The sequence below is a fragment of the Anaerococcus lactolyticus ATCC 51172 genome, from assembly GCF_000156575.1.
In the GTDB taxonomy this organism is placed as follows: Bacteria; Bacillota; Clostridia; order Tissierellales; family Peptoniphilaceae; genus Anaerococcus; species Anaerococcus lactolyticus.
On record NZ_GG666045.1, the window covers coordinates 128,565 to 152,755 of the forward strand.

A 24,191-nucleotide genomic window follows, 5' to 3' on the forward strand; every position below is an offset into this window, starting at 1 on the left:
ATGAAGCAAATTTTTACCAAATTTTACGGCTTCGATGACGTAAAAATTTCTAAAAATGATCTTTATGTTGAAGACGGAATTATCGTAGAGAAATTTTCAAAGGAAGAAGCAGACGAGATTATTGATTGCAATAATCTCGCCTTGATGCCTTCTTTTACCGATATGCACGTTCATTTTAGGGATCCTGGTTTTACCTACAAGGAAGATTTAGAAACAGGTTCCTACGCTGCTCTAAAGGGTGGTTTTACTAATGTGCTTTTGATGGGAAATACCAAACCAACTGTATCAAGTCCAGAAATTTATGAAGATATTATGAAAAGGGGCAAAGATATAGACTTGATAGGTATTGATCAAGTTTATACTATAACAAAAAATTTTGATGGAAAAACTCTTGACCACTTGGATACCTTGCCAGAATCAGTAAAGTTTATTTCAGATGATGGACATGGTGTTGATGACGATGCCATAATGTATTTGGCTATGGTTAAGGCAAAAAAACTTGGCGTAAATATGACTTTGCACGAAGAAGTTGCTAAAGTTTCTGCCATTGATTATGAAGTAGCAGAAGATGCTATGACCCTTCGTGATTGTTACTATGCTTATAAACTTGATATGCCAGTTCATTTTTCCCATGTTTCTACCAAGGGGGCAATGACTGCAATCAAGTATTTTAAGGACTTGGGTGCTAAAATAACCTGTGAAGTAACTCCTCACCACCTATATTTTTCTGAAAAAACTAGAGATGAAATGAAGGTAAATCCTCCTATAAGGAGGGAAGAAGACAGGCAGTTTTTGCTAAAGATGATTAAGGAAGGCTATGTTGATGCAATATCAACTGATCACGCTCCACATTCTGCTGAAGAAAAGAAAAATGGGGCGCCAGGTTTTATTGGAATTGAGACAGCCTTTTCTACCTGTTATGAAGTTTTAGTAAAGTCTGGAATAATTTCTTTAAATCAATTAGTTAAGATAATGTCTACAAGGCCATCAGAACTTTTAAATATTAAAAAAGGTAAGTTAGAGCCTGGATATATGGCTGATTTTACCTTAGTTGACCTTGATAAATCTTATGAATATAAGGAAGAAGATATTCTATCTAAGTCTAAAAATTCACTTATGATTGGAAAGACACTTTATGGTTCAATTGAAAGAGTTTATAGGGGAGGAGAGTTAAAATATGAAAATAATAGATAAATTATATGATAGAGTCGAGAAATTAGGCTTTGTTTGTGTAGGTCTTGATACTTCTATGGATTATATTCCTGATTCTATGAAGGATGGAAAATCAATTCATGATGCAATTTTTGCCTATAACAAGGAAATTATTGATGCGACTAAGGATGTATGTGCTATTTATAAGCTCCAAATTGCCTATTACGAGTCTTATGGACTTGAAGGCATGCTTGCCTATAAAAATACTTTGGACTACCTTAGGAGTTTAGATTTATTAACTATCGGAGATGTTAAAAGAAGTGATATAGCTGCATCTGCAACCATGTATGCTAAGGCTCATTTTGAAGGAGACTTTGAAGTTGATTTCATGACCCTAAACCCATACATGGGTATGGATTCAATTTCTCCATACCTACCTTACTTAGAGTCAGGTAAAAAAGGAATTTTTGTTCTTTTAAGAACTTCAAATCCAGGTGCCAATGACTTTGAAGTCCTAAAAACAAAGGGTGAAGAACTTTTTTATACAATTGGTGATAAGCTTAAGGAAGTAAATGATAATTATATAGGAGAGTCTGGTTTCGGTCCAGTCGGCTTGGTTGTAGGCGCAACCCACAGCGAAGAAGTAGAAAAAATTAGAAAAAGATATGATAAGATGTTTTTCTTAATACCTGGTTTTGGGGCGCAAGCTGCTGATAGTTTGAATGTTTATAATCTCATGATCAAGTTAAATGCAGGCGTTGTAAACTCATCTCGTGCCATACTTAAAAATTGGATGAATTTTGAAGATGGTAAGACAAATGTTGGCAAATATGCCAGAGAAAAAACAATAGAAACTTATAAGGAAATAGCAAAAAATGCAAACCTATAGACCGTGCAAAGTTTTGGAAAATATTGAAATAGCTCCAGGTATTCTTAAGATTAGCCTTGGTATAAATTTAAATGCTAAACCAGGACAGTTTTTTATGCTAAGAGCAGATTCCTTCAGGCAAGACCCACTCCTTGCTAGACCTTTTGGTGTTTGTGAACAAATAGATGGTAAGTTAGTTTTTTTGGTTCAAGTTGTTGGTAAGGGTACAAGACTAATAGCAGACCTTAATGAAGGCGATGGGGTTTCTATCTTAGGCCCACTTGGCAAGGGATTTGAAAAAACAAATGATAAAAAAATTGCTATAGTAGCTGGTGGTATAGGTATCGCACCACTTTTAGAATTAGCTAAAAACTTAGATACAAAAGCTGATTTTTACGCGGGTTTTGCAGATGAACCTTATTTTGTTGATGAATTTACATCTTATGTAAATAAAGTTGTGACAAGTTCTGAAAAAAAAGAAGGAAAATTCATCTTAGATAAATTAAATCCTGATGATTATGATTTAATTTATGCTTGTGGACCAAATCTGATGTTAAAGGCTCTTTGTGAGAAAAATACAAGGGCAAAGATTCAGATTTCAATGGAAGCCCATATGGGATGTGGAATTGGGGCTTGCTTGGGATGTACTATTGAAGATGTAAATGGTGATTTTATCAGAGTTTGTAAAGATGGACCAGTTTTCGCTGCAGAAAGGATATTTAAATGAGCTTAAAAGTAAATATAGGAGGCGTTGAATTTAAAAATCCAGTCATTGCTGCAAGTGGCACCTTTGGTTTTGGTGAAGAATTTAAAGACTACATAGACTTAAATAAATTAGGCGGAATTTCATCTAAGGGTCTAACTATAAGAAAAAATCTCGGAAATCCAGGCATAAGAATTTACGAAACACCTGCTGGTATTATGAACTCAATAGGACTTCAAAATCCTGGTGTCGATCATTTTATTGAAAACGAATTAGTTTTCATGAGAAAATATGACACTGTTGTAATAGCAAACCTGGGTGGCCATTCTTATGATGATTATATCCAAGGGGCGAAAAAGCTTGATAAAGCAGATATTGACATGATTGAGCTTAATATTTCTTGCCCAAACCTAAAAGAAGGGGGCATGGCTTTTGGGACAGACCCTCATAAAGCTAGGGAAGTAATAAGTCTTGTAAGGGCAGAAACCAAGCATCCATTAATTGTAAAACTTTCACCAAATGTGACCCACATAGGAGAGTTTGCGAAAATAGCCGAAGAATGTGGGGCAGATGCAGTTTCCCTCGTCAATACTTTTAACGCCATGGCAGTGGATATTAGAAAAAGAAAATTTGTGTTTAATAATAAAACTGCTGGTCTTTCTGGTCCAGCCATTAAGCCAATTGCCATAAGAATGACTTATGAGGTGGCCAAAGCTGTTGATATACCAGTCATTGCTATGGGTGGAATTATGAATGTTGAAGACTGCCTTGAATTTATGATGGTAGGTGCGAATGCAGTCCAAGTTGGAACAGCAAATTTTTCAAAACTCGAAACTATGATTGAAATAATTGATAATCTTGAAAAATATTGTTCTGATAACAATATTAATGACATTAATGATATAGTTGGAATATTATAGGAGAAAAAATGGAAAAAACAATAGAATTATTAAAAAAATCTAATGCCTTACTTGAGGGACATTTTATCTTATCTAGTGGAAAACACTCTGATAAGTATGTGCAATGTGCAAAATTAATCCAAAATCCAAAGTATTGTGAGGAAGTTGCAAAAATTATTGCAGATAAAGTAAAACAAGCAGGTATAAAGGTAGATCTTTGTGTTGGACCTGCTATGGGCGGAATAATTATTGCTTATGAAGTGGCTAGGGCTCTAGGTGTTGATGCCATATTTACTGAAAGAGAAAATAATGAAATGACTCTAAGACGTGGTTTTGAAATTAAGGAAGGACAAAAAGTTATAATTGTTGAGGATGTAATAACAACAGGCAAGTCCTCTTTTGAAACAGTTGATGTTATAAAAGCTCATGGTGGTGATGTAGTAGCCCTCACTTCTATAGTAAATAGGTCACATGAAGATGAAATAAACGGGCTTCCACTTATCTCAGCAGTCAAAATTGAGGTAAATGCATGGGATCCTGATGATTTACCAGAGCATTTAAAAGACATACCAGCCGTCAAGCCTGGTTCAAGAAAAATGAAAGCTTGATAAATAGAGCATTAAGCATATAATTTTATTAATATATATTTTATATATAAGGGAGACTTATGGTATATAAAAAGAAATGGATTAATAATTTTATATTCTTGATGCTTTTAATTTTACCTTTTTTTGCATTATCAAATATTTCTTTTGCAAGTGAAGCAAAGGTAAACAGAAGGGAGACCCTTTTACTGGGCTTAAAGCAGATTTCAGAAGAAGCCATGAATTTAAAAGACATGAGAGATATAAGATTTGATAAGTTAAGAAAAGATTTAGATGAATTTACTAAAAAGGGTTCTGAAAAAATTTCAGATAAAAATGATTTTTATCCCCTAAACCCAACTCAGTTTTCCTGTGAAGAACTAGGATGGGGGCTTGCTGGTACAAACTTACTAGGCCTTCAAAAAGACTTTAAGGATGCAAGTGAGGAAGAGGGAGTAAATCCAATCCTACTTATGGCTATGGCTAAGCATGAAACAGGTAATGGAACAAGTGAGCTTTTTCTAAAAAAGAAAAATTTATTTGGATTCAATGCAGTTGACCACGACCCTTACAATTTAGCAACAGATTTTACAAATGAAAGAGCCTCTATATTTACAGTTGCTAAACATTTGAAGAATGAATACTTAAACGAAGATGGCAAGTTTTATAATGGTATATCTACAAATGGTATTGGCAAGCTTTATGCAACTGATCCTGATTGGTCAAAAAAAGTTGACTGGATGATGATTGAAGTTACAAGAGCAATGATTAGTAGCTATGAAGAATATGAACAGAGATAGAGAAAGGATAAGTAATGAATACTAGAGATTATCTTGATGGAAAATCTCAAGATGGATTTGAATTTTTTGGCTCTCACAAAAGAAAGTCCAAGGATTATATTTTTAGAGTTCTTGCACCGAATGCCAAAAATGTTTATATAGCAGGTGACTTTAACAATTGGGAAAAGAGTTCTCTTAGAAAATACCAAACAGGTGTTTTCTCCATAACATTTAACCAAGTAAATGAGGGTGACCGTTATGAATATCTTATAGAAGATGTGGAAGGTAATTTTTATAAAAAATTAGACCCTTATTCTAAAAAAATATGTTTGGAAGAGGGATTAACAGTTATAGACAATTCTGCTTATAAGTTTAAGTATAAGAAAATAAGTCAAAAACCAAAAAATATTTACCAAGTCCACCTTGGATCTTTGTTTAGGGACAAGGAAGATAAGAAAAAAGTTTATGAAAAACTTGTCAATCACATAAAAGATAATAATTTTACCCATGTGCAAATAATGCCAGTAAGTGAATATAAAAATTACAAGCAGATGGGCTATTCTTCTTTGGGACTTTTTGCTTTTTCAGAAAGGTATGGAAGTCTTGATGATTTTAAATATTTTATAGATATACTTCATAAGAATAAGCTTGGAATTATTGTAGAACTTGATATAGCCGAATTTGACCCTGATTTTTTAGGTTTAGACAAGTTTGATGGAACAAATCTTTATAATTATGACTATGATAATATAAAATACAATTATTATGGTTCTATAAATTTTGACCCTGGCAAAAATTTTGTAAAGTCCTACCTATTATCACTTGTAAATTATTATGTAAAAGAACTAAGAATTGACGGTATTTATTTCTCATCTGCAGAAAATATGATTTACTGGCAAGGTGATAAAAATAGGGGAGTTAATAATTCTTGGCTTGAATTGATACGAGAAATTAACGATTTAATAAGGCAAAATAAATCTTATTCAATTGCGGGCATAAATGGAGTATATGAAGAATTTGATTTAGGTTTTGATTTGATCTTTGATAGTGAATTTATAAATATTGTTGAAGTTTTCCAAAGGCAGCCTATAGAAAGGGCGATTTATCAAACTTATATTAGGAAGCTTATACAAAATGGTAATTCAAAAAAAGTCTTAGGGTTTTCTTATGTTGACAGTTACCTTAATGAAGCAAATCTTGCTATGAAGATGTTTTCTGATGATAAGAAGATTTCCCAACTTAAAACTTTATTTACATTTTTAATGACTTTGAAGTCATCTAAGTTTATTTTTATGGGTGATGAACTTGCTGATATGAGGACATTTTCGATTTATAATAATTTTGATGTTAGTGAGATTATAAATAAAAGTTTTAATCAATATTATAAGGACTTGGCGAAAATTTTCTTAAATACCAAAGCCTTATGTGAAGATGAGTCTAGTATTAAAATTTTAGATGTCGATGGTTATAGCATTTACGCCTATGAAAGAACCTATAAAAATGAGAAATATTTGGTAGTTGTTAATTTCACAGATATAGGATATGAAATAAATAGCCCTTATAATCTTGAAGAAATAATTAATACAAATAATTTAAAGTATGAGGGTACAGGTAATGTAAATGGTAAAATTATAATAGGCGAAGAGATTAGAATCGAACCTTTTGGTTCTGCGATCTTTAAAATTAAATAAATATAAATTTAAAATAACAAGGAAGACTTATTCCTTGTTATTTTTCTATGAGTTTATATTCTCTTTCAATATTGTGAGCCACTTGGGTAAATCTTTCAAGAACAACTTTTCTGGGTATTATTCCTAAAAAATATCCATTTTTCATTGTTACACAAACAAAGTTATTGTCTATTAGAAGTGAAATTACATCTTCTAATTCATAATTATCAAATAATATTGGTACAACCTGGTTCATAGCTTCCTTAACTGTATGGGCTGCTAGTTTTTCTTCATTAAAAATTGATATGTTATCAAAATTTTTTACAATTTGTGGTATTGAGATTAAACCACGTATGCAGTTATTATCATCAATTACAGGAATAATTTGATAACCTGAGCTTGACAATACAAGGCTTGCATGAAGCAAGGAGTCATTTTCATTTACAACAGCTACTTGACTAGCAGGCAGCATTAGGTTGGCGGTTGGTCTATTAAAAAGTTTGGCAAATTTTTTTCCTATCAAAATAAGCTCCTCATATTTTATCTAATTTTATTATAACATAAATCTTATTTTGAGTATAAAAAAACTCCAAGATAAACTTGGAGTCATATGTAAGCACACCCAATATCGAACAATTAGTAAAATATAGGGTCTAAGATTTCTAGCTCATGCTAGGTGGCCTTACGGCACACACAAGGGTCTGCTTAATGCTGCTAGGTTCCCCTCCTGACATGGTTCACAGTCTTATGTTGCGTAAGATCTATCAATCAACACTAGTAATCATAATCTTTTATTTTGCTAAAAGTCCTCCATTGGGACTTAAACCCTGCTATAGCGGATTGCAGGTTACAAGGCACCGCTAGTTCCCCGTCTAGTGCATGGCGGAGAGCATGGGATTTGAACCCATGATACATGAAAAACTGTATACACGATTTCCAATCGTGCTCCTTCAACCACTCGGACAGCTCTCCATATTACAATAACTTACTATACCATAGTTTATTTGCATTGCAAAAGAAAAAATTCATTATAACTTCAAAACTGTGGTATAATTATTAGGTAGAAAGGAAGGCTATGACTAAAGCTTTATATAGACAATATCGACCAAAAGTTTTTGAACAAGTCCTTGGTCAAGATAAGGTCATTAATGTATTAAAAAATCAAATAAAAAATAAAAACTTTTCTCATGCTTACTTATTTGCTGGAGAAAGGGGTTGTGGAAAAACATCTGCGGCAAAGATTTTTGCAAAAGCAATTAATTGCTTAAATCCTAAAGATGGATCTCCTTGTCTTGAATGTGAAAATTGTAGGGCAATAGAAGAAGAAACAAGCCTTGATGTTGTGGAGATGGATGCGGCTAGTAATAGACGTATAGATGATATTAGAAATCTTAGAGATAATGTTATTTATCCACCTGCAAATCTTAAATATAAGGTCTACATAATAGATGAGGCCCATATGATTACAAGAGAAGCTTTCAATGCTCTTTTAAAAATCATGGAAGAACCTCCTAAGCACTTGGTATTTATCTTAGCAACAACTGAAATAGATAAAATTCCAAAAACTATTTTATCTAGGGTCCAAAAATTCGAGTTTAATAAAATCGACTCATCAAAAATAAAAGAGCAGATTAATATTATTCTTAAGGACCAAAATGTTAAGATGGAAAATGAAGCTATTGACCTTATAATTACAAAGGCTAAGGGCGCTATGAGGGATGCCTTAAGCATTTTAGATCAAGTTTTATCTTTTAATAAAAAAGAATTTATGCTTAAGGATGTTGAGTTTATTCTAGGTTCTGTTGGATTCGAGAAGATTAATAAACTTGTGACTAGCATTATTGTAAAAGACCAAAGGCAAAGTTTAAATGATTTATTGGATATAAGAAATGACGGTAAGTCAAATCTTGATATAGTTGATTCTCTCATAAATTTCTATAGGGACTTAATGGTTTTGAAAGTCAGTGGAGATGACATGGATTTTGAAAACCAAGATAGGCTAAATTTCCTAAAAGAAAAGGTTGATGAAATAAGCTTAGATAGGATTTTAACTAGTTTAGATGTATTAAATGATTATTGCATAAAAATCAATAATTCATCTAATACAGATATTTTAAGTGAGGTTTTAGTTTTAAGGTTAATTGATACTGTTGATACAAATAGTCTAAGATCAAGGGTTGAAAAACTTGAAAGATTAGACCATTCAAATATAGTTGATACTATTAATAGCATTATTAATGTGAGGTTGGAAAATTTTAATCCTGTCACAAGTAAGCACGATAGAACTTATGATCTTGAAGAGATTGGTCCAAACAAGTCTGATGATGTTGTTGATAATCACATTTCAAATGTAGGAGAAATTGTCACTAAAACTTCAATTGGAAATGATATAAGTGAAGATAAAGAATCTTCAAAATCCATAAGTATTGATCCACACTTGATGCACGATATTAGAGAAATGGTGGTTTCGACTTCTGGAACTATGTTAAATACTATTTTTAACGATGAAGGTTTTAATTATGAGTATAATGGTTCTGATTTTGTGCTTATAATTAAAGACGAGTTTTATAGGATTTTTATAGAAACTAAAATTGACGAAATAAGTGAAAAGCTATCAGCTATTTTAAATAAAGATATAAGTTTTTCTCTTGAAACTAGAGATAGTAAAGAAGCAGAAAATATAGAAAGAGATTCTAAGCAAAGCCAAACAATAGATAAATTAAAAAAAATCTTTGATGAAGAATTAAGCATAAAATAGGAGGAAGAAATGGCTAGAAATTTTAGAGGCGGAATGCCAAATATGAATAATATGATGAAGCAAGTTAAGAAGATGCAAGAGGAAATGGAAAAGGCTCAACAAGAGCTAGAAGAAAAAGAATTTACATCTTCTGCTGGCGGTGGCGTTGTTGAGGCAACTGTGACAGGCAAAAAGGTTGTAACATCTATAAAAATAAACCCTGATGTTGTTGATCCTGATGATGTTGAGATGCTTCAAGATTTAATTATGGTTGCGATAAATGATGCAGCAAGCCAAGCAGATAAATTTAATGAAGATAATATGGGCAGATTAACTGGTGGAATTAATATTCCTGGTTTAATGTAATGGCAATATTACCTGAATCACTAAATAATTTAATAGAACAATTTCAAAAATTACCAACTATAGGCAGGAAGAGCGCTGAAAGACTTGCTATGAGTATAGTTGACGAAGATGCTAAAAGTGTAGAAGACTTTTCAAAATCTTTAATTGAAGTAAAAAAAAGAATTCACCACTGCAAAATTTGTGGAAATCTAACTGAAGAAGATACTTGCAACATTTGTAAAGATTTTACTAGAGATGATGAATATCTTTGCATTGTCGAAGATGTGAGAAATCTTATAGCAATCGAGAAGTCAGGTGCCTATAGAGGGAAATACCATGTCTTGGGTGGACTTATTTCACCATCAGATGACATTAGTCCTGATAAGTTAAATATAGATAAACTAATAAAAAGGTTAGATACTGAAGATATAAAGGAAATTATCCTGGCTATATCATCAACTATAGAAGGCGAGACAACAATACTTTTTATTACCAACCTTCTAAAGGGAAGAAATATTAAAATTTCAAAAATCGCTCAAGGCATTCCAGTTGGTTCTCATCTAGAATATTTTGATCAACTCACTCTAGAAAGAGCTCTGGAAGACAGGAGAGACGTAAGTGAATAAGATAAAAAAATTGTTATTGATAATTATCCCGATTTTATTATTAAGTGGATGCTTATTATTTAAAAATAAGAAATCAGACAAAATCGATAAAATTGAAAAAGAAGTTATTGAAGTTAATAAAAAGCCAATACTTAATAAGATAGATATCAAATCTGCAACTTTTGCTTCCGATATTGTATTGGATGAATTAAGCAAAGATAGCGAAAATACTTATGAAACTACTAAAATTAACAATCTTACACAAATTGAGTCGCTGGATTTTGATATAGCTATTGTACCTGCATATCAGGTAGTAGATTTATATAATAAGACTGATGGCAACATTAAGCTTGCTGCAATAACAGGTGTGAATAATCTACATATTATCAGTGATAAACAAATTAATGGCCCAAAGGATATGGCAGGAAAAACAATTATGGTGCCAGAATTAAACGATTCAATGAACAGGTTAATTGATACAAAGTTGGGATTTGTTAAGACTTTGATGAGAATAAATACAGAATTTTATTATAGCCAAAAAGAATTGGTTAAAAATTTAGATTCTGCTAATAATATCTTGGCAATTCTTTCTGAACCATACTATTCCAAAGCTTTAGCAAAGAAAAATTACTATTCTTTTGATGCAAATAAAGCCATCTCAATGCTACCTAATTCTAAGGTTGATTCGAATGGAGATTTCTTATCAGAAGTTATAATAGTTAATAAAAATTTTCTTATGGACAACAAAAAAAGTGTTGATAAATTTCTATCAGATTATAAAAAAGCTCAGCAATCAATAGATTCCAATACTGTTTTATCACAAAGCATCATAAATAATTATGATATAACAAATGAGGAAGCAATTAAAATATATAAATCGATGGAAAATACCTACATAGATTCTGATACTATGTCGGGAGTTTTTGAAATATACATGGACAAGCTCGAAAATCTTGATAGCAACATATTTTCAGGCAAAAGACCAACAGACGATTTATATTATAATATCAAGTGAAATTTTTGGTCCGATAATTAAATAGCAACAAATTAAAATGGAGGCAAGTCGCCTCCATTTTAATTTGTTACGAATTTTGTTACGATTCTTATAAATATCGCTACGCTTCTTATCATTCGCGATTTTTAAAAGGTCTAAATTTACACCTTTTAATCCTATATTTAAATTGGTGGAGATGAAGGGAGATTGCAGCCTTGTTTTCATAGTGTTGAAATATGAATAAATTAAGGCTGCTAGCAAAATAAATGTTACGAAAAATGTTACGGAAAATTATTTTTATCAATCGCTCATAAAATCTTCAAACTTTGAGATGCTTTTTCTTTCTTTAATTTTAGAAATATGAACGTAAATATTTAATGTGGTTTCAATATTAGAGTGTCCTAGTCTATGTTGAACGTCTTTTATATCCATACCAGCTTCAAAGCAAAGGCTAGCGTGTGTATGTCTTAATGAGTGAAGTCTGATTTTTCTTAAGTTATTGTTTTTAAGTACCCTTAAAAATCTTTTTCTAGGGGCGTTATGACTTGTTAACTCTAGTGATTTATCTGTAAATACATATTTTTGAGTTTTTCCCTTGATCACAGTTTTTTTATAAATTTCTGATTGTTGCTGTTTCCAATCTAATAATAATTTAACGGTAATACTGTCTATAGTAATAATCCTAGTAGAGTTTTTTGTTTTTGTAGAACTAATAAACTTCTTGTTGTCCTTATATACAGATAAGCTCTTATTGATATTTATTGTTCGCCTATTAAAGTCAATATCTGCCCATTCTAGAGCTTGTAATTCGGATTTCCTCATACCTGTATATGATAAAATCCAAAAATAACAAAACCACATAAAGTCAAGATCTTTCTTACAAGCTGTCAGAAATTCTTTTAATTCATCTTTTTCCCAAAATTCAATCGACTCATATCGGTCTACACTATTTACATTAGTGATAGGATATATCACTGATAAAGCAGGATTATAATCAACTATATCCCTACTTATTGCATAATCAAAAACTCTTTTAATTTGAGCGTTAATTTTGCTGAAACTAGCTAACTCTTTTGATTTTTTGTTTGTCAACTCTTGCAGCATAGCTGTAGTGATACTTTTTAGCAATTTATTTCCAATAAAAGGATAAATATGAGTGTTGAAAAGACTTTTAGTTCTTTGATAGGAAGAATATTTTACAGTCTTGCTATAAAGTTCTAACCATCTTTCACCAATTTCTTTAAAAGTCGGATTTTTCTTTCTACGTAAATTTTCATTTCTGAGATTAGCATAAGCTAATTCAGCCTGTTTCTTACTTGTAAACCCTGATCGATTAGTCCTGATTTCTTTTCCAGTTATATCATCTGTACCTAAGTAAGCATTAAACTTATATCTTAGTTCTCCATTCTTGTCCCTATAACTTTTTATATTCATAAATACCTCTAACGATTAAAATTATCAAAATGTAATAAAAAAATAAACAAAAAAATTTAGAAACACAGAAATATCGGTTTCTAAAATTGATTATATCATATTATGATAAAAAATGGTAGTTGAGATACGGTATTTTATAAGAAAACAATAAATGTTTGGCAAATAGAAAATAAATAATCCTATTTATTTAGTGACTTTAAGTAATCTTTTATCACTTGTCTTTTTTCAGGTGGTAGATCAATGTAGGACTCAAGGATCTTAACGTCTAGTTCCTCAAGGTTGAATTGTTTGGAGATAGAATCAAGAAAAGAGTCCTTTGTTTCGATAAACATTTCGCCGTTGCCAGTTCTTAGCCAATTTTCATTTACATTGTAGGCTAGGCAAATAGACTTAATAACTTGATCGGTAGGGTTATTTGTTCCAGTTTCAAGTTGGGAAATAGAGCTTCTTTTTAATCCTATATTCTCACCAAATTTTTCTCCAGATAATCCTAGAGTTTTTCTAATCTTTTTAATTCTATCTTTCATAACGTTCTCCTGTTTATATTATAATCTAATTTTACAAATTATCAAGACAAATGTTTTTAGAATAAACAAAATCGTTGACAAAGTTTTTGAAATGACATATAATGTTTTTAGAATAAACAAAAGGAGCTAAAAATGATTATTGAAATAAATAAAACATTAACAGAGAGCGAGCGAAAAGACGTTTATGAAATAGTAAATCTTCTTGTGAACTTAGACGAAGAAGTTAAAAAGAAATTATTGTATATGATGTTAGGAATGGAGTTGCTTGGAGCATCAGGTGAAGAAAAGACAAAAGAATATGCTTAACCTTAAATATAGGTGGGACGATAAAGATTTTATGCTTATAGGATTGTGAAATTACACAAGAAAGTAAGCGGCAAAAGAATTATTTAGATACAAATTTGGAGATAAGAATAAAAATATGAGCAAAGAAGAATTTTTAGAAAATATAAGAAAGATTATATCGAATAATCAAGAGGTATATGGGATAAAAAATGATGATAATCTTAAAGCTATTTCAGTAGTCTTAGGAATTAACTTTAAAAGATGGTCTGACGAGGAAATTTATACATACTTGAAGGGAATGTATGACATGATTAATATATTGAATAATCCATGGAATTATTTTGTAGGTGGTAAATATGAAGAAATCTAATAAGAACAAAGAAATTAGAGAATTAATTGAGGAAATATTAAGTATTAGCACGCTAGGAGAAAAAAATATTTTAATCGGTATGCTTAGGGGATTTCTATGGAACAGAAAAAAAGAGTAGACATTTTTCTACTCTTTATCGATTAACTGGTCTTTGAAGTGTTGTAAGGCTTTTGAACGAAGGTCTTTATCTAGGCTAAAATAAGCTTTTAATATAGCAAGTTCTAAGGGATCAGCATCTTTAGTGAGGTCGTCAAGGGGGATTTTATCTGAAGCTATAAACATATCGCCTTCACCTAATCTAAGCCAATTTTCATTAACTTTGTAGGTAGTGCATATAAGTTTTATCATTTGTTCAGATAGATTATTTCTACCTCTTTCAATATCAGATATAGCAGAACGGCTAACCCCAAGTGGTTCAGCAAACTTTGCACCCGATAATTTCAATGTTGTTCTTAATTGTTTTAACCTATTGCTCATTTTGTATCTCCTTATGAGATTATTATACTTTATAAAAATTATAAATTCAAGAAAAAAGTTCGTTAAAACTACAAAAATACTTGACATATGTAGTAAAACGTCATATAATGTAAGTGTAAACTACAAAAGGAGATAAAAATGGCACAAGTTATAATAGTCTTAAATAAAGATGAGCTAGAAGAATTTAAAGAATTGTGTAAATATATAAAAGTTCTAAAGATACGAAATAAAGAAAAATTATTAGGTTTTTTAAAGGCTGTTGAATTTACAGAAGAAATTAATAAATAAGACATACAAATAAGCTTCAAATTAAATTCTAAGAGCATTTTATAAATAATCCATATAATTGTACTAAAAAACATTATTAATGCTTATAGACCTATTTAAAAAGCTTTATGAGGAATGGAGAAAGAATGTTAAAGTGTAAAAAATGTGGAAACACAAAAGAATTTTACTTAAAAGAAAAGTTTTCAGGAGAAACAGAAATAGTGATCGACAATCATGGAGAACAACTAGATTGTAACTGTGACATTTATGATTCTGCGACTTATAAACTAAAAAGCATTTATTATTTTTGCAGGAAATGTGATGCTAAAGTAGCAAAAATTCCAGAAGATAAGAGGTATTGAAAATTAGAATGAAAATATCTGATGCAGTAATTGGTATGATAGAAAATAATAAATTTGTTTCATTTTTTGAAGATGATGAAATAATCATAATTCCAAGATTAGACCATGACTTTTGTCATGAAGTGCTGAAATATGCAAATAAAAAAGAATCAAAAGGTACAGGTTGGCACAGGAGAGAGCTTGAATGTAATAGAGTGTCACAAGCTCTAGAAAATGACAATAGATTTGAGAAATTTATTCATATTACAGGTAGAAAAGCATATAGGTATTTAGGAAATTGCAGGGGGAATCATGGAAATAAAAAATAAAATACCAAGAGTTAAAAAAGACATAGAAAAGGACTTTTTAAAGTTGTCGGAACTTAGAGAGTACCTGGGTTGTGGGAATGAAACAATATATAAAATGTGTGAGAATGGATTGCCTAGATACCAGCCTTATGGAAACACTATTTTATACTACAAGCAAGACGTTATCGATTTTATCTTGAAGCACGAATTATAAGAAAGAAAGGCTATCATGTTTGATTATTATTACAGGGAAGAAGCAGAGCAATTTTCATTTATAAGAATCCCGAAGCAACTTTTTACTGATCCAGAATTTTCAGATCTATCAACAGATGCAAAATTGGTGTATGGATTGTTATTAGATAGAATGAGTTTATCTAGGAAAAATGATTGGTTTGATGAAGATAATAGAGTTTTTATTGTGTTTTCTATCGAGGACATCGCAAACACACTGAATTATAGTAAGAATAAATCTGTTAAAATTTTACAAGAATTAGACACAGAAATCGGAGTTGGATTGATTGAGAAGAAAAGATTGGGTTTAGGAAAACCAAATATTATTTACGTAAAAAATTTCATTAAGAGTGAAAATATAGTAGGAGAAATATCGAAAAACAGCCTTGAAATGTTGAAATCTTCAAGAATACCAAAAAATCAAATTCAAGAATACCAAAATATCAAATTCAAGAATACCAAAAAATCAAATTCAAGAATACCAAAATATCAAATTCAAGAATACCAAAAAATGGTATCTAATAATACTAATATTAATAAGACTGATTATAATAAGACTAATAATATGGGTGACGATGATGAAGAAGAAACTAAAAATCTACAGCAATTCATTGACTGTTGGAACGGTCTACCAGATGAGATAAATAAAATATTAGCCTGTAACCAAAGTAGGATTGATAATATAAATAATTTAATAAATAAATTTGGCATAGAACTAGTATGTAAGGCGATAAACTCTATTTCAGTTACAGATTTCTTGCTAGGCAAAAAAACAACTTGGAAAATCAACATAGATTGGTTCTGTGACGAAGACAATTTTGTCAAGGTGCTTGAAGGTTATTATCAAGATCAGACAAAATCAAAGAATGATTGTTCAAGAAATACCAAATCTATAACAGATATAGCTAGAGCTAGAAGATTAAAAAGGCTAGCTGAAAGTACTAACAATTAAGGAGATTGGTTATGCTAAACTTAACATACGAAGATATAAGCGAGTGTATATTAATCACAAATATGATAGTGGACTTCAAAATTACAAATTTTAAAGACTTAATTATATATTGCATAGATGAGTTTGAAAAAGATTTTAATAAGAATAGTCATAATACTCCAATGATTGAAACAGTTATAAAAAACCCTGAATACTTCAAAATATTTATTGACTCTAATAACAAAAAATTATCGGCTAATCTTATTGGTCATAACATGGTGCAAAATGTATAAGCTCATAATTATGATAAAAGATTGCAAAATAAACGCTAGTAATTTAGTAAATTCAAGTGAAGATATTATTGCAATGTGATAAAATATCTATAGTAATAAAAAGGAGAGAGTTATGATAATATTTTTAATGGTATTGGGCATAATTTTTGCAATCTTATCTGTAGGTGTTGTTTTTATACCGTATTTTGCTTTACTTATATTCGGCATGGACTTCGTGGTTGTATTTTTACTTCCAGGAGCTATAAATAATTATTTTGGGAATAAAGTTGTACCTGATAATTTTTTCTTAAACTTAATAATTGTGATTATATATCTAGGAATGACCTTGTATTTATTAAGCAAAAACAAAAAAGTATATTTTTTTGTAGTATCAGCTATAGCGTTTTTAATGTATGCTGGTGGACTACAAAATAAAACACTACCAATATGGATTATGACAATAATGTATCTAGCATTTATACTCTCAAGATTAGTAGTAGCTTTTGGATTCAAAATGTTATCTAGAAGACCAGTAGATAAAGAATCGGATAATGAGAGTGATGATTTTTATGAATCTAGTCAAGGTGAATATGCACACGACAAGAAATCAAACAATAATATTCAAAATGGAATTTCTGAATTTAAAGACAATTTTGAGTCAGCCTGTGATATGCTAAACTTGTCGTATAATTGCTCGTTTACTGATGTAAAGGACAATTACAGAGTGTTTGCTAAGCAATATCACCCCGACATAAACAAGGACGATTCGTCCACAAGAAAGCTTCAAAAAATCAATGAAGCATACAATTTTTTAACCGAAGATAATATTGAGACATATCAAAAATTAAAATAAAAAGGAGTAATTATGAAAAAAATACTAAGAAAACTAGCTTTAGCTTTCGTGATCCTAGTTAGCATTACAAGTGTATCAGCAGCAGAAGAAAGTAAAGACAGTAGTCACCCAGAACTTGAAGAATGGCAAAGATATAATGATTCCCTGGTACGTTTTGGGCAACAGTATCAAAATGAATCGAACTATATTGGAAAGATAAACGAAGTTAGTGAACTTAAAGTAATGCCTGAAGAAGATATTAAAAAAGCAGAAAGAGGAAATGTTAAAGTTAATGTCAAAACTTTCAAACCTGGTACTAAAGTTGAACTTGTTTTAGGTAAACAAGGAACAAATTATGGTTTATGCCTCGTGTGTGAAGGTGAATCATTCGAGCAAGAAATACCTGTAGGCAACTATTCATTTATTGATGCAAGATTTGTTGATTCTGAAGGTAGAAGATATTTATATTCGTACGTTGCTAAGCCTGTGATTTTCAAGGTAAACAAGGGCGAAACAACAGAAGTCGATATATCGATGGTAGGCGAAAAAAATATGATTTATGATCCTTCAATTGAACAGACTAAGCAAGAACAAATAGAAGCAGCTGACGCCAAGAAAAAAGCCGATGAAGAAACTATTGCAAAAGGTGAATTAACCGAAGAAGAACAATATTTAATGGCAAGCAATCTAGATTTTGCTTTAGCAAATTTTGATCAATTATCAGAAAGAGAAAAGAATTATTTAAGAGAACACGCTGATGAGTTTGGAATCAAAGTACCAGGAGCTAAAGGTAGTGGATTAGTTAAAGTTCTAAAAACACTAGCATTTGCTGCTGTAATAGCTTTAGCTGCTATCGTAGGCTATAAAAAATATCAAGAAAAAAATAAATAGAAGCACGCCTGACTAGATCAGGCGTTTTGTTTTGACTGCAATTATCACGAAATGATAAATAATTAATAAAACGCTTGACATATTATTATATTATGATAAAATATAAGTGTAAGAAAAATTATTATCAAATGCTAATAAAGTTTGAAATAAAACTTTAGCTAAGATAAACAGGAGGTGCTAAATAAAAAAAATATTGTTAGCAGCTATTATAGCTAGTAATTTGCTAAATTCTATGACTGTCAATGCAAGTGCTGACAGTCAGATAATGGTCAAGGAAATTAAAAACAAAGCCGAAATCGCAGAGTTAGCAAAAAACAAAAAAAATAATGGCAGCTGGTATGTGTTAAGCAAAGATGGAGAAACTAAATATTTCTACATAACTGACAAAGGAGAAGTTGAAATACACGATAAAGATCCTAATCAGCAAGCATCAGACGAGTATGGCAATTTAGAAAAAGGGAATGTGAACATAAAAGTTGGTGGACAGATAGGATACCAAAGTTTAATAGTCAATTTAAAAACAAAAACAGGTGAACATTTACCGATTGATCTTAATGGAGCTGAAATAAAAGCTGTCATACCATTGGGCGAGTATGAAATAGATAGCGTAAGCATCGTAGATAAAAACGGTTACATGAAAGACACTAAATATGATGTTGATAAACAATATTTCAAAGTTGAAAAAGGAAAAGACTATAATTTAGATATAAAAATAACTGGATTAGTTGATATTGAAAACAAATCAATAGACGATTTAGTGGGAGAAGAAGAAACGAACAAAAAAAAGGAGTTGAAAGCTAATAATCAGAGAACAAGCGATTACAACGAATTAAGAAACACTGAAAAAGATAAGAAAGCGAACAAATCAAAATACTCAAATTTTAAATATATAACAACTGGAGTCACTTTACTAATATTATCTGTAATTAGCTTTTTAAGCCTAAGAAAAAGAAAGATTAAGGGTGACTATGATGATTAGAGAGTATTTGGACAGGTTCTTGTATCATATTGAGCAGCCTTGTGATATACCCTTCATAAACAAAAGGATAAGGTTCAAATACGTTTACACAATAATTTTAATCCTGTTTATGCTTTTGGTTATAATCTTTAGTGTAAAAAGCAGCTTAGATGCAAGCAGACAAGAAAAAATAGATAAAGAGTTTGCTATTGCAGAAGCCATGAACAAGAAAGAAGAACAAAAAGAAGACAGTATTGAAGAACCTGAAGAAACAAACCTTAATGACTATGAAAATAGGGATAAAATTAAGGAAGACAACCTAAACGCTGTAGATTTAAACAAGCTTACAGAAGAGGAAAGAAAGAAAAGGTCAGCTGGTTTAGAAGACAACGATTTTATTAAAAATAAAAATAACGAGATCAACGATGAAGAAATAACCAATAATTCAAATCGAAATCAGCAAGAGTTGAAAAAAAGGTATGAAGAACAAACCAGAGCTATAGAAGTTAACAACAACTCTGATAACAACAGAATTATACCAGCCAACTATGGCAATTCAGACACATTTAATGCTGAATATAAAGAGAATATGGAGTTTAAATCTAGACTAGATAAACTTGAAAAAGAGGTTAATAATCTAGGCGTTGATGCCGATAAAGAGAAAATTGAATCTAAACAAAAAGAACTTGAAGATTTAACTAAAGAAATAAAAAATCAAAAAGAAATTATAGAAAAGTTAGGTCAGTCAATCGAAAGTTTCAAAAGCAAAGAACAAAGCTACAAAATGCTAGTATTAAGCAGCAAAAATATTCTGCTACTAAATGATAAGGATAGCTATTTAGTTACAAAAACTGACGAAAATATTGATTTGATAACCTATATTAAATTAGTATCAGATTTTCTAGATGATAAAATCAAACAGGATCAATCTAAATTTAAAATAGAAAAGATTGATGAATCTGACTGTAAAGATGTGATTTACAAACTTGATAAGGCAGGTGTTGATTTATGGTAAAAAGTAATGTGTTATCTGCTAAAGAGCTAGAAAACTTAGAAGCAAAAGAACTAAAAGCATTAGAAAATTTAGAAAAAAAGCGTGAAGATTTAAGCAAAAAGGAAGCTGCTTTAAGCAAGGCTAAAGAAAGTTTGAAAAAAGCTGAAGTAGACTATGACATAGCAAGTGCTAACAAAATGTTAGGACTTATGAGCGTTTTTACAGAGGAACAAAGGCTTGATATAGTTGAATCAGCTAAATTACAAATCCATAGCAATGAAGGAGTTACAAATGATGAAGATAAAGAAACTCCTCAAAGTTAGTTTGTTATTTACAATATCAGCCTTATTATTAACAGGTTGTAAAACTAGCAAACAAAAAGAAATAAGAGAATTGTCAAACTATGTAGACCTATCGTATGAGGGAGCTAATGGAAGTGCAAGCACTGTAGTTAGTTTTAATAAAGATAAGGCATACAAAAGTATTAACTCTATTCTTAAACTAAAGAACGATGACGAAGCTGAAATATCTAAATTAAATAAATTGTTAGATGGATTTAAAATAGATGTATTAAATGATAATAAAAAGCTCAAAAATGGCGATGTTCTTAAAATCGAAATGGAAGCTGACGATAATCTTCTAAAATACTTTAGGCTCGATTTAAACAAAAAACAAAGCGTAACAGTCGCTGGTTTAAAAGAACCTGTAGAATATGATTTATTCGATGGTATTGACATTGAATATAAAGGATACAGTCCAAACTTAAAAGTAGAAATAAAGAAAAAGGATAGTCAGAATAAATTTGCTAGTAGCATAAATTATAATGTGTTAAATCCACCACCATATTACAAAGGTCAAACATTAAAAGTTAAAGCAAGGTATGACAAAGAGCTAGCAAGGAAAGCTGGTTATGTTATAAAAGATACGGTTAAAAATATCGATGTACCAAAAGAGTTGGGATATTATGTTGAAAATTTATCGGAAATAAGTAGCTCTTTTATATATGATAAATACTATGAAGGTTATGATTTAATTAACAAAGAAAGAGAAAATATCAAAAACTTTATAGTCAGCAATCTTGGTAAGAATTCAAAATTAAAAGATGAACTATCTGATCCTAAGATTTATATAGACTCTGATATAAAAATTAAACCTGAAGATGCTTTCTTTTCTGTATCAAAAGGAAATCTAAAAACTAAGGAACTAGAAAAAATAGGAAACAAATTAACCTTTATCTATAGAGTAGAGGTAACTAACAAAAATTATAATTTTCCAATTTTTTATGTAACCTATGAGGTTGAATCAATCACAAAGGAAAAAGATGGCACTTTTACAAAAATAACAGGGAAATTATCTTCTTATGACAAGTATTATGACAATATACTTATAGGTCTTGCAAATTCGATTGATAGATCATATCAAACATATAGAGTTGAAAACTTGGAAGATATGTTAAAGACAGAGGAAGGTAACAATATAGAAAATAGAGGAAACACTAATGATGAATGATTACTTAAAAGAAAAAGGAGAAGCTTATGATAGAAAAATTAGAGCTAGGCTAAGAACTAAAGTAAAGGAGAGTGATGTGCCAATCCAAACCATAGCAGAAAGCATTGGAAAGTCACCACCATCTGTCTACAGATACCTTTCTTTAAAAAATAAATCCCGACTACCCATAGAAATTATAGTGAAAATATTAGCTGCTATCGGAGTTAATGAAGCTGAATTTTTCAAGGAGGTAGACGAGATGGATTAATTTTTTTTGCAAACATAATTTCATAAAATGATAAAAAATATAAATTTCAAAGATATAGAATCATAATATGATAATAAATTCATTACAACATTATAAAACATTATTAAATTTTAAAATCAAAGGAGAAACAATGAAACAAAATAACACAGTTAAGAAAGTGCTAATATCAGCACTTGTAGTAGGAGCAGTTCTAGGAACAGGAAAAAAAGCAGAAGCATCAACCTGGAGAGCAAATTCAATAGCAACAATACAGCAAGCAATAGGTCAAGATAAAGCAAAGTATGGAGAAAATGTTTATGATATCAGATGGGGTGATTACCTATATGGTATCAGCCAAGCCACAGGGGTAAACATTGATACTCTTGCAAATATAAACAAAATTGCAAACAAGAACTTAATATTCACAGGCAATAAGCTATATTATGGTGGCAATACTCTAGTAACAAAAGATAAAAATGGAAATATTACAGCATATAGACAAGGTCAAAATGGTAGCGTTCAAGCAGTAATTCCTAACCAACTAACAAACAGAGAACAAAGGGATATCGCTAAAAATCACCCATCACTTCAAGGTCAAGGTGGAATTAAAAACTTATCTGATGCAAACAAAGGACTAATCGCTGAAAATAACGAAAAACTTAAAGAACTTGAAGCGAAGGTTGCTGAATATAAGAAACAAAGACAAGCTGCTCAAAAAACTGGCGAAGATCTTAAAGCTAGCTTAGAAAAATATAAAGGTGAATTAAGTAAAATCAAAGATCCTGTAAAGAGAGCAGAAATCGAAAAGAAAATCAAAGAAATCGAAGCTTTAATTAATTCTGAAACTCAAAAAGGCACAGACCTCGACAAGAAGCTTGAAGATCAAAACAAAGAAATCGAAAAATTAACTAAAGAAAACGAAGAATTAAGAAAAGAAATCAAAGAAAATAAAGAAAAAGATAAAGACAAGACCAATAATGATACAACAGGTTCAATTTTTGATACTTCTTATTGGTTCAGATATGGTGGAGGAAGTTCATCTGGAAAAACAAGCGACAGCGACAAGAAGATCAAAGAACTTGAAAATGATGCAAAAGAAAAGCAAACCGAACAAGAGAAATTAAAAAAAGTAATAGAAGATTTAAAGAAGAAAATTAAGGATAACTCTGACAGAATCGCAGAACTAGAAAAAAATAAAAATGGATCTGGTAAAGGGTCAGATAAAGAGATAGCTGAAAATAAAAATAAGCTTAAAGAACTTAAACAAGAACAAGAAAAAAATAAAGCTAGTCTTGAAGAAGTAAATAAAAACCTAGAAAATTCAAAGAATCAACTAAAAGAAATTGATGAAAAAATAAAAGCTTTAGAAGAAAATAAGGCTGATAAAGCTGAATTAGACAACCTTAAGGCTGAAAAAGAACAATTAACAAATAAAATTGCAGAACTAGAAAAATCGCTAGCAGCAGCTGATCAAAGCAATAAAGATGAAACTGATAAAATCAAGAAAGAACTTGATGAAGCTAGAAATAAACTTGGCAAGGTCGATGAAAAGATTAAAGGACTTGAAGACGACTCTAATAGAAAAGCTGAAATAGAAGCTTTAAAAGCTCAAAAAGATGAACTAGCCAAAAAGATTGCAGAGTTAGAAAAATCAAAAACCAATCTTGAAAACAAAGATAAAGAAATCGAAAACAAGGTAAAAGAACTTGAAGCTTTAATTAATTCTGAAACTCAAAAAGGTACAGATCTCGATAAGAAACTTGAAGATCAAAACAAAGAAATTGAAAAATTACGTAAAGAAAACGAAGAATTAAGAAAAGAAATAGACAAGATTAACAAAGAACTCGGAAAGCTTAAAAAACAAGCTGACGATGCTAAAGATGAAGCTTTAAAGAAAGCTAAAGAAGCAGCAATCAAAGAACTTGCAGCAGCAGGTATCACCGATGATGCATCAACAGGCAAAATCAATGCAGCAAGCACAGTAGAAGAAGTAGAAAGAATT

Annotated in this window: 32 protein-coding genes, 1 tRNA gene and 1 other RNA gene; 28 read left to right on the plus strand and 6 right to left on the minus strand. The window is 30.6% G+C overall.

Annotated elements, in window-relative coordinates; translation table 11 throughout:
* The 7 genes from HMPREF0072_RS03155 to HMPREF0072_RS03185 are packed head-to-tail and all read left to right on the plus strand — an operon-like array spanning window position 1 to window position 6,676.
* Window positions 1-1,194 (plus strand): dihydroorotase, encoded by a 1,194-nt coding sequence (locus HMPREF0072_RS03155; protein WP_004827358.1) that lies wholly within the window; start codon window positions 1-3, stop codon window positions 1,192-1,194.
* The gene (gene pyrF, locus HMPREF0072_RS03160; protein WP_004827359.1) at window positions 1,178-2,041 is read left to right on the plus strand and encodes an orotidine-5'-phosphate decarboxylase; all 864 of its coding nucleotides are present in this window, start codon (window positions 1,178-1,180) and stop codon (window positions 2,039-2,041) included. Before HMPREF0072_RS03155 ends, pyrF begins: the two co-directional genes overlap by 17 nt.
* Window positions 2,028-2,747, plus strand: coding sequence for a dihydroorotate dehydrogenase electron transfer subunit (locus HMPREF0072_RS03165; RefSeq protein ID WP_004827360.1), 720 nt, complete (start codon window positions 2,028-2,030; stop codon window positions 2,745-2,747). Before pyrF ends, HMPREF0072_RS03165 begins: the two co-directional genes overlap by 14 nt.
* Window positions 2,744-3,643 (plus strand): dihydroorotate dehydrogenase, encoded by a 900-nt coding sequence (locus HMPREF0072_RS03170; protein ID WP_004827361.1) that lies wholly within the window; start codon window positions 2,744-2,746, stop codon window positions 3,641-3,643. The genes HMPREF0072_RS03165 and HMPREF0072_RS03170 overlap by 4 nt, the downstream gene beginning before the upstream one ends.
* Before the next feature lie 8 nt (window positions 3,644-3,651).
* Window positions 3,652-4,230 (plus strand): orotate phosphoribosyltransferase, encoded by a 579-nt coding sequence (gene pyrE / locus HMPREF0072_RS03175; protein WP_004827362.1) that lies wholly within the window; start codon window positions 3,652-3,654, stop codon window positions 4,228-4,230.
* A 59-nt stretch (window positions 4,231-4,289) separates the two neighbouring features.
* Entirely contained in the window at window positions 4,290-5,006 is a 717-nt protein-coding gene (locus HMPREF0072_RS03180) for a glucosaminidase domain-containing protein (protein ID WP_004827363.1), read from the plus strand.
* Between the two features lie 14 nt (window positions 5,007-5,020).
* Window positions 5,021-6,676 (plus strand): GlgB N-terminal domain-containing protein, encoded by a 1,656-nt coding sequence (locus HMPREF0072_RS03185; protein ID WP_004827364.1) that lies wholly within the window; start codon window positions 5,021-5,023, stop codon window positions 6,674-6,676.
* A gap of 37 nt (window positions 6,677-6,713) precedes the next feature.
* On the opposite strand, the gene cbpB is transcribed toward HMPREF0072_RS03185, so the two are convergent.
* From cbpB to HMPREF0072_RS03195, 3 genes are all read right to left on the minus strand, one after another.
* Entirely contained in the window at window positions 6,714-7,178 is a 465-nt protein-coding gene (gene cbpB / locus HMPREF0072_RS03190; RefSeq protein ID WP_004827365.1) for a cyclic-di-AMP-binding protein CbpB, read from the minus strand.
* Window positions 7,179-7,269: 91 nt separating this feature from the next.
* Window positions 7,270-7,536, minus strand: an RNA gene (gene ffs / locus HMPREF0072_RS11285) — signal recognition particle sRNA large type.
* Window positions 7,536-7,627 (minus strand) — tRNA-Ser (locus HMPREF0072_RS03195). Before HMPREF0072_RS03195 ends, ffs begins: the two co-directional genes overlap by 1 nt.
* 103 nt (window positions 7,628-7,730) lie before the next feature.
* Here HMPREF0072_RS03195 and dnaX point away from each other — a divergent pair.
* From dnaX to HMPREF0072_RS03215, 4 genes are read left to right on the plus strand one after another with little or no spacing between them, the layout of a single operon-like run.
* Window positions 7,731-9,413, plus strand: a complete 1,683-nt coding sequence (gene dnaX / locus HMPREF0072_RS03200) for a DNA polymerase III subunit gamma/tau (RefSeq protein WP_004827366.1) — start codon at window positions 7,731-7,733, stop codon at window positions 9,411-9,413.
* Between the two features lie 9 nt (window positions 9,414-9,422).
* The gene (locus tag HMPREF0072_RS03205; RefSeq protein WP_004827367.1) at window positions 9,423-9,758 is read left to right on the plus strand and encodes a YbaB/EbfC family nucleoid-associated protein; all 336 of its coding nucleotides are present in this window, start codon (window positions 9,423-9,425) and stop codon (window positions 9,756-9,758) included.
* Window positions 9,758-10,363: a recombination mediator RecR gene (gene recR, locus HMPREF0072_RS03210; protein WP_004827368.1), complete on the plus strand. Its 606-nt coding sequence runs from the start codon at window positions 9,758-9,760 to the stop codon at window positions 10,361-10,363. The genes HMPREF0072_RS03205 and recR overlap by 1 nt, the downstream gene beginning before the upstream one ends.
* Window positions 10,356-11,357 (plus strand): ABC transporter substrate-binding protein, encoded by a 1,002-nt coding sequence (locus tag HMPREF0072_RS03215; protein ID WP_004827369.1) that lies wholly within the window; start codon window positions 10,356-10,358, stop codon window positions 11,355-11,357. The genes recR and HMPREF0072_RS03215 overlap by 8 nt, the downstream gene beginning before the upstream one ends.
* A gap of 279 nt (window positions 11,358-11,636) precedes the next feature.
* Here HMPREF0072_RS03215 and HMPREF0072_RS03220 read toward each other — a convergent pair whose 3' ends face one another.
* Both HMPREF0072_RS03220 and HMPREF0072_RS03225 read right to left on the minus strand, forming a co-directional pair.
* Window positions 11,637-12,770, minus strand: a complete 1,134-nt coding sequence (locus HMPREF0072_RS03220; protein WP_004827371.1) for a site-specific integrase — start codon at window positions 12,768-12,770, stop codon at window positions 11,637-11,639.
* A 179-nt stretch (window positions 12,771-12,949) separates the two neighbouring features.
* Window positions 12,950-13,297 (minus strand): helix-turn-helix domain-containing protein, encoded by a 348-nt coding sequence (locus HMPREF0072_RS03225; protein ID WP_004827372.1) that lies wholly within the window; start codon window positions 13,295-13,297, stop codon window positions 12,950-12,952.
* 132 nt (window positions 13,298-13,429) lie between these two features.
* Here HMPREF0072_RS03225 and HMPREF0072_RS11955 point away from each other — a divergent pair, with 132 nt between their 5' ends.
* From HMPREF0072_RS11955 to HMPREF0072_RS12580, 3 genes are all read left to right on the plus strand, one after another.
* The gene (locus HMPREF0072_RS11955) at window positions 13,430-13,603 is read left to right on the plus strand and encodes a hypothetical protein (protein ID WP_004827373.1); all 174 of its coding nucleotides are present in this window, start codon (window positions 13,430-13,432) and stop codon (window positions 13,601-13,603) included.
* A gap of 115 nt (window positions 13,604-13,718) precedes the next feature.
* Entirely contained in the window at window positions 13,719-13,952 is a 234-nt protein-coding gene (locus HMPREF0072_RS03230; protein ID WP_004827374.1) for a hypothetical protein, read from the plus strand.
* Entirely contained in the window at window positions 13,939-14,070 is a 132-nt protein-coding gene (locus HMPREF0072_RS12580) for a hypothetical protein (protein ID WP_004827376.1), read from the plus strand. The genes HMPREF0072_RS03230 and HMPREF0072_RS12580 overlap by 14 nt, the downstream gene beginning before the upstream one ends.
* Before the next feature lie 8 nt (window positions 14,071-14,078).
* On the opposite strand, the gene HMPREF0072_RS03235 is transcribed toward HMPREF0072_RS12580, so the two are convergent.
* Complete coding sequence (locus HMPREF0072_RS03235) at window positions 14,079-14,429, minus strand: helix-turn-helix domain-containing protein (RefSeq protein ID WP_039931057.1); 351 nt, start codon at window positions 14,427-14,429, stop codon at window positions 14,079-14,081.
* A gap of 138 nt (window positions 14,430-14,567) precedes the next feature.
* Here HMPREF0072_RS03235 and HMPREF0072_RS11960 point away from each other — a divergent pair, with 138 nt between their 5' ends.
* From HMPREF0072_RS11960 to HMPREF0072_RS03300, 14 genes are all read left to right on the plus strand, one after another.
* Window positions 14,568-14,717: a hypothetical protein gene (locus HMPREF0072_RS11960; RefSeq protein ID WP_004827379.1), complete on the plus strand. Its 150-nt coding sequence runs from the start codon at window positions 14,568-14,570 to the stop codon at window positions 14,715-14,717.
* A 125-nt stretch (window positions 14,718-14,842) separates the two neighbouring features.
* On the plus strand, window positions 14,843-15,058 hold the full coding sequence (locus tag HMPREF0072_RS03240; RefSeq protein WP_155811865.1) for a hypothetical protein: 216 nt from the start codon (window positions 14,843-14,845) through the stop codon (window positions 15,056-15,058).
* Between the two features lie 8 nt (window positions 15,059-15,066).
* Window positions 15,067-15,366 carry a hypothetical protein gene (locus HMPREF0072_RS03245; RefSeq protein ID WP_004827382.1) on the plus strand — a complete coding sequence of 100 codons (300 nt, stop codon included), beginning with the start codon at window positions 15,067-15,069 and terminating at the stop codon, window positions 15,364-15,366.
* Window positions 15,350-15,559 carry a helix-turn-helix domain-containing protein gene (locus tag HMPREF0072_RS03250; protein WP_004827383.1) on the plus strand — a complete coding sequence of 70 codons (210 nt, stop codon included), beginning with the start codon at window positions 15,350-15,352 and terminating at the stop codon, window positions 15,557-15,559. The genes HMPREF0072_RS03245 and HMPREF0072_RS03250 overlap by 17 nt, the downstream gene beginning before the upstream one ends.
* A 15-nt stretch (window positions 15,560-15,574) precedes the next feature.
* On the plus strand, window positions 15,575-16,528 hold the full coding sequence (locus tag HMPREF0072_RS11050) for a replication initiator protein A (RefSeq protein WP_004827384.1): 954 nt from the start codon (window positions 15,575-15,577) through the stop codon (window positions 16,526-16,528).
* Between the two features lie 11 nt (window positions 16,529-16,539).
* Window positions 16,540-16,800 (plus strand): hypothetical protein, encoded by a 261-nt coding sequence (locus tag HMPREF0072_RS03260; RefSeq protein ID WP_039931060.1) that lies wholly within the window; start codon window positions 16,540-16,542, stop codon window positions 16,798-16,800.
* 112 nt (window positions 16,801-16,912) lie between these two features.
* Window positions 16,913-17,632 (plus strand): J domain-containing protein, encoded by a 720-nt coding sequence (locus HMPREF0072_RS11055; RefSeq protein WP_050755261.1) that lies wholly within the window; start codon window positions 16,913-16,915, stop codon window positions 17,630-17,632.
* 12 nt (window positions 17,633-17,644) lie between these two features.
* Entirely contained in the window at window positions 17,645-18,502 is an 858-nt protein-coding gene (locus HMPREF0072_RS03270; RefSeq protein ID WP_004827387.1) for a hypothetical protein, read from the plus strand.
* Between the two features lie 193 nt (window positions 18,503-18,695).
* Window positions 18,696-19,481, plus strand: a complete 786-nt coding sequence (locus HMPREF0072_RS03275) for a hypothetical protein (RefSeq protein ID WP_039931062.1) — start codon at window positions 18,696-18,698, stop codon at window positions 19,479-19,481.
* Window positions 19,474-20,475, plus strand: a complete 1,002-nt coding sequence (locus HMPREF0072_RS03280; RefSeq protein WP_039931064.1) for a hypothetical protein — start codon at window positions 19,474-19,476, stop codon at window positions 20,473-20,475. The genes HMPREF0072_RS03275 and HMPREF0072_RS03280 overlap by 8 nt, the downstream gene beginning before the upstream one ends.
* Window positions 20,469-20,777: a hypothetical protein gene (locus HMPREF0072_RS03285; protein WP_004827390.1), complete on the plus strand. Its 309-nt coding sequence runs from the start codon at window positions 20,469-20,471 to the stop codon at window positions 20,775-20,777. The genes HMPREF0072_RS03280 and HMPREF0072_RS03285 overlap by 7 nt, the downstream gene beginning before the upstream one ends.
* Entirely contained in the window at window positions 20,746-21,963 is a 1,218-nt protein-coding gene (locus tag HMPREF0072_RS03290; RefSeq protein ID WP_004827391.1) for a hypothetical protein, read from the plus strand. The genes HMPREF0072_RS03285 and HMPREF0072_RS03290 overlap by 32 nt, the downstream gene beginning before the upstream one ends.
* Window positions 21,953-22,210 (plus strand): helix-turn-helix domain-containing protein, encoded by a 258-nt coding sequence (locus tag HMPREF0072_RS03295; RefSeq protein ID WP_004827392.1) that lies wholly within the window; start codon window positions 21,953-21,955, stop codon window positions 22,208-22,210. The genes HMPREF0072_RS03290 and HMPREF0072_RS03295 overlap by 11 nt, the downstream gene beginning before the upstream one ends.
* A 130-nt stretch (window positions 22,211-22,340) precedes the next feature.
* A partial coding sequence (locus tag HMPREF0072_RS03300) for a LysM peptidoglycan-binding domain-containing protein (protein ID WP_039931065.1) occupies window positions 22,341-24,191 on the plus strand: 1,851 nt, incomplete at its 3' end.

Excerpts from the sequence above, each read along its gene's own strand:
- HMPREF0072_RS03245 (WP_004827382.1), top strand. The coding sequence starts at position 15,067 with ATGAAAATATCTGATGCAGTAATTGGTATGATAGAAAATAATAAATTT.
- HMPREF0072_RS03230 (WP_004827374.1), top strand. The coding sequence starts at position 13,719 with ATGAGCAAAGAAGAATTTTTAGAAAATATAAGAAAGATTATATCGAAT.
- dnaX (WP_004827366.1), top strand. The coding sequence starts at position 7,731 with ATGACTAAAGCTTTATATAGACAATATCGACCAAAAGTTTTTGAACAA.
- pyrF (WP_004827359.1), top strand. The coding sequence starts at position 1,178 with ATGAAAATAATAGATAAATTATATGATAGAGTCGAGAAATTAGGCTTT.
- HMPREF0072_RS03225 (WP_004827372.1), bottom strand. The coding sequence starts at position 13,297 with ATGAAAGATAGAATTAAAAAGATTAGAAAAACTCTAGGATTATCTGGA.
- HMPREF0072_RS12580 (WP_004827376.1), top strand. The coding sequence starts at position 13,939 with ATGAAGAAATCTAATAAGAACAAAGAAATTAGAGAATTAATTGAGGAA.
- HMPREF0072_RS03165 (WP_004827360.1), top strand. The coding sequence starts at position 2,028 with ATGCAAACCTATAGACCGTGCAAAGTTTTGGAAAATATTGAAATAGCT.
- recR (WP_004827368.1), top strand. The coding sequence starts at position 9,758 with ATGGCAATATTACCTGAATCACTAAATAATTTAATAGAACAATTTCAA.
- HMPREF0072_RS11055 (WP_050755261.1), top strand. The coding sequence starts at position 16,913 with ATGATAATATTTTTAATGGTATTGGGCATAATTTTTGCAATCTTATCT.
- HMPREF0072_RS03250 (WP_004827383.1), top strand. The coding sequence starts at position 15,350 with ATGGAAATAAAAAATAAAATACCAAGAGTTAAAAAAGACATAGAAAAG.
- HMPREF0072_RS03220 (WP_004827371.1), bottom strand. The coding sequence starts at position 12,770 with ATGAATATAAAAAGTTATAGGGACAAGAATGGAGAACTAAGATATAAG.
- HMPREF0072_RS03270 (WP_004827387.1), top strand. The coding sequence starts at position 17,645 with ATGAAAAAAATACTAAGAAAACTAGCTTTAGCTTTCGTGATCCTAGTT.
- HMPREF0072_RS03185 (WP_004827364.1), top strand. The coding sequence starts at position 5,021 with ATGAATACTAGAGATTATCTTGATGGAAAATCTCAAGATGGATTTGAA.
- HMPREF0072_RS03240 (WP_155811865.1), top strand. The coding sequence starts at position 14,843 with ATGTTAAAGTGTAAAAAATGTGGAAACACAAAAGAATTTTACTTAAAA.
- HMPREF0072_RS03205 (WP_004827367.1), top strand. The coding sequence starts at position 9,423 with ATGGCTAGAAATTTTAGAGGCGGAATGCCAAATATGAATAATATGATG.
- HMPREF0072_RS11960 (WP_004827379.1), top strand. The coding sequence starts at position 14,568 with ATGGCACAAGTTATAATAGTCTTAAATAAAGATGAGCTAGAAGAATTT.
- HMPREF0072_RS03290 (WP_004827391.1), top strand. The coding sequence starts at position 20,746 with ATGATGAAGATAAAGAAACTCCTCAAAGTTAGTTTGTTATTTACAATA.
- HMPREF0072_RS03260 (WP_039931060.1), top strand. The coding sequence starts at position 16,540 with ATGCTAAACTTAACATACGAAGATATAAGCGAGTGTATATTAATCACA.
- HMPREF0072_RS11955 (WP_004827373.1), top strand. The coding sequence starts at position 13,430 with ATGATTATTGAAATAAATAAAACATTAACAGAGAGCGAGCGAAAAGAC.
- pyrE (WP_004827362.1), top strand. The coding sequence starts at position 3,652 with ATGGAAAAAACAATAGAATTATTAAAAAAATCTAATGCCTTACTTGAG.
- HMPREF0072_RS03235 (WP_039931057.1), bottom strand. The coding sequence starts at position 14,429 with ATGAGCAATAGGTTAAAACAATTAAGAACAACATTGAAATTATCGGGT.
- HMPREF0072_RS03285 (WP_004827390.1), top strand. The coding sequence starts at position 20,469 with ATGGTAAAAAGTAATGTGTTATCTGCTAAAGAGCTAGAAAACTTAGAA.
- HMPREF0072_RS03295 (WP_004827392.1), top strand. The coding sequence starts at position 21,953 with ATGATGAATGATTACTTAAAAGAAAAAGGAGAAGCTTATGATAGAAAA.
- HMPREF0072_RS03180 (WP_004827363.1), top strand. The coding sequence starts at position 4,290 with ATGGTATATAAAAAGAAATGGATTAATAATTTTATATTCTTGATGCTT.
- HMPREF0072_RS03155 (WP_004827358.1), top strand. The coding sequence starts at position 1 with ATGAAGCAAATTTTTACCAAATTTTACGGCTTCGATGACGTAAAAATT.
- HMPREF0072_RS03170 (WP_004827361.1), top strand. The coding sequence starts at position 2,744 with ATGAGCTTAAAAGTAAATATAGGAGGCGTTGAATTTAAAAATCCAGTC.
- HMPREF0072_RS03280 (WP_039931064.1), top strand. The coding sequence starts at position 19,474 with ATGATTAGAGAGTATTTGGACAGGTTCTTGTATCATATTGAGCAGCCT.
- HMPREF0072_RS11050 (WP_004827384.1), top strand. The coding sequence starts at position 15,575 with ATGTTTGATTATTATTACAGGGAAGAAGCAGAGCAATTTTCATTTATA.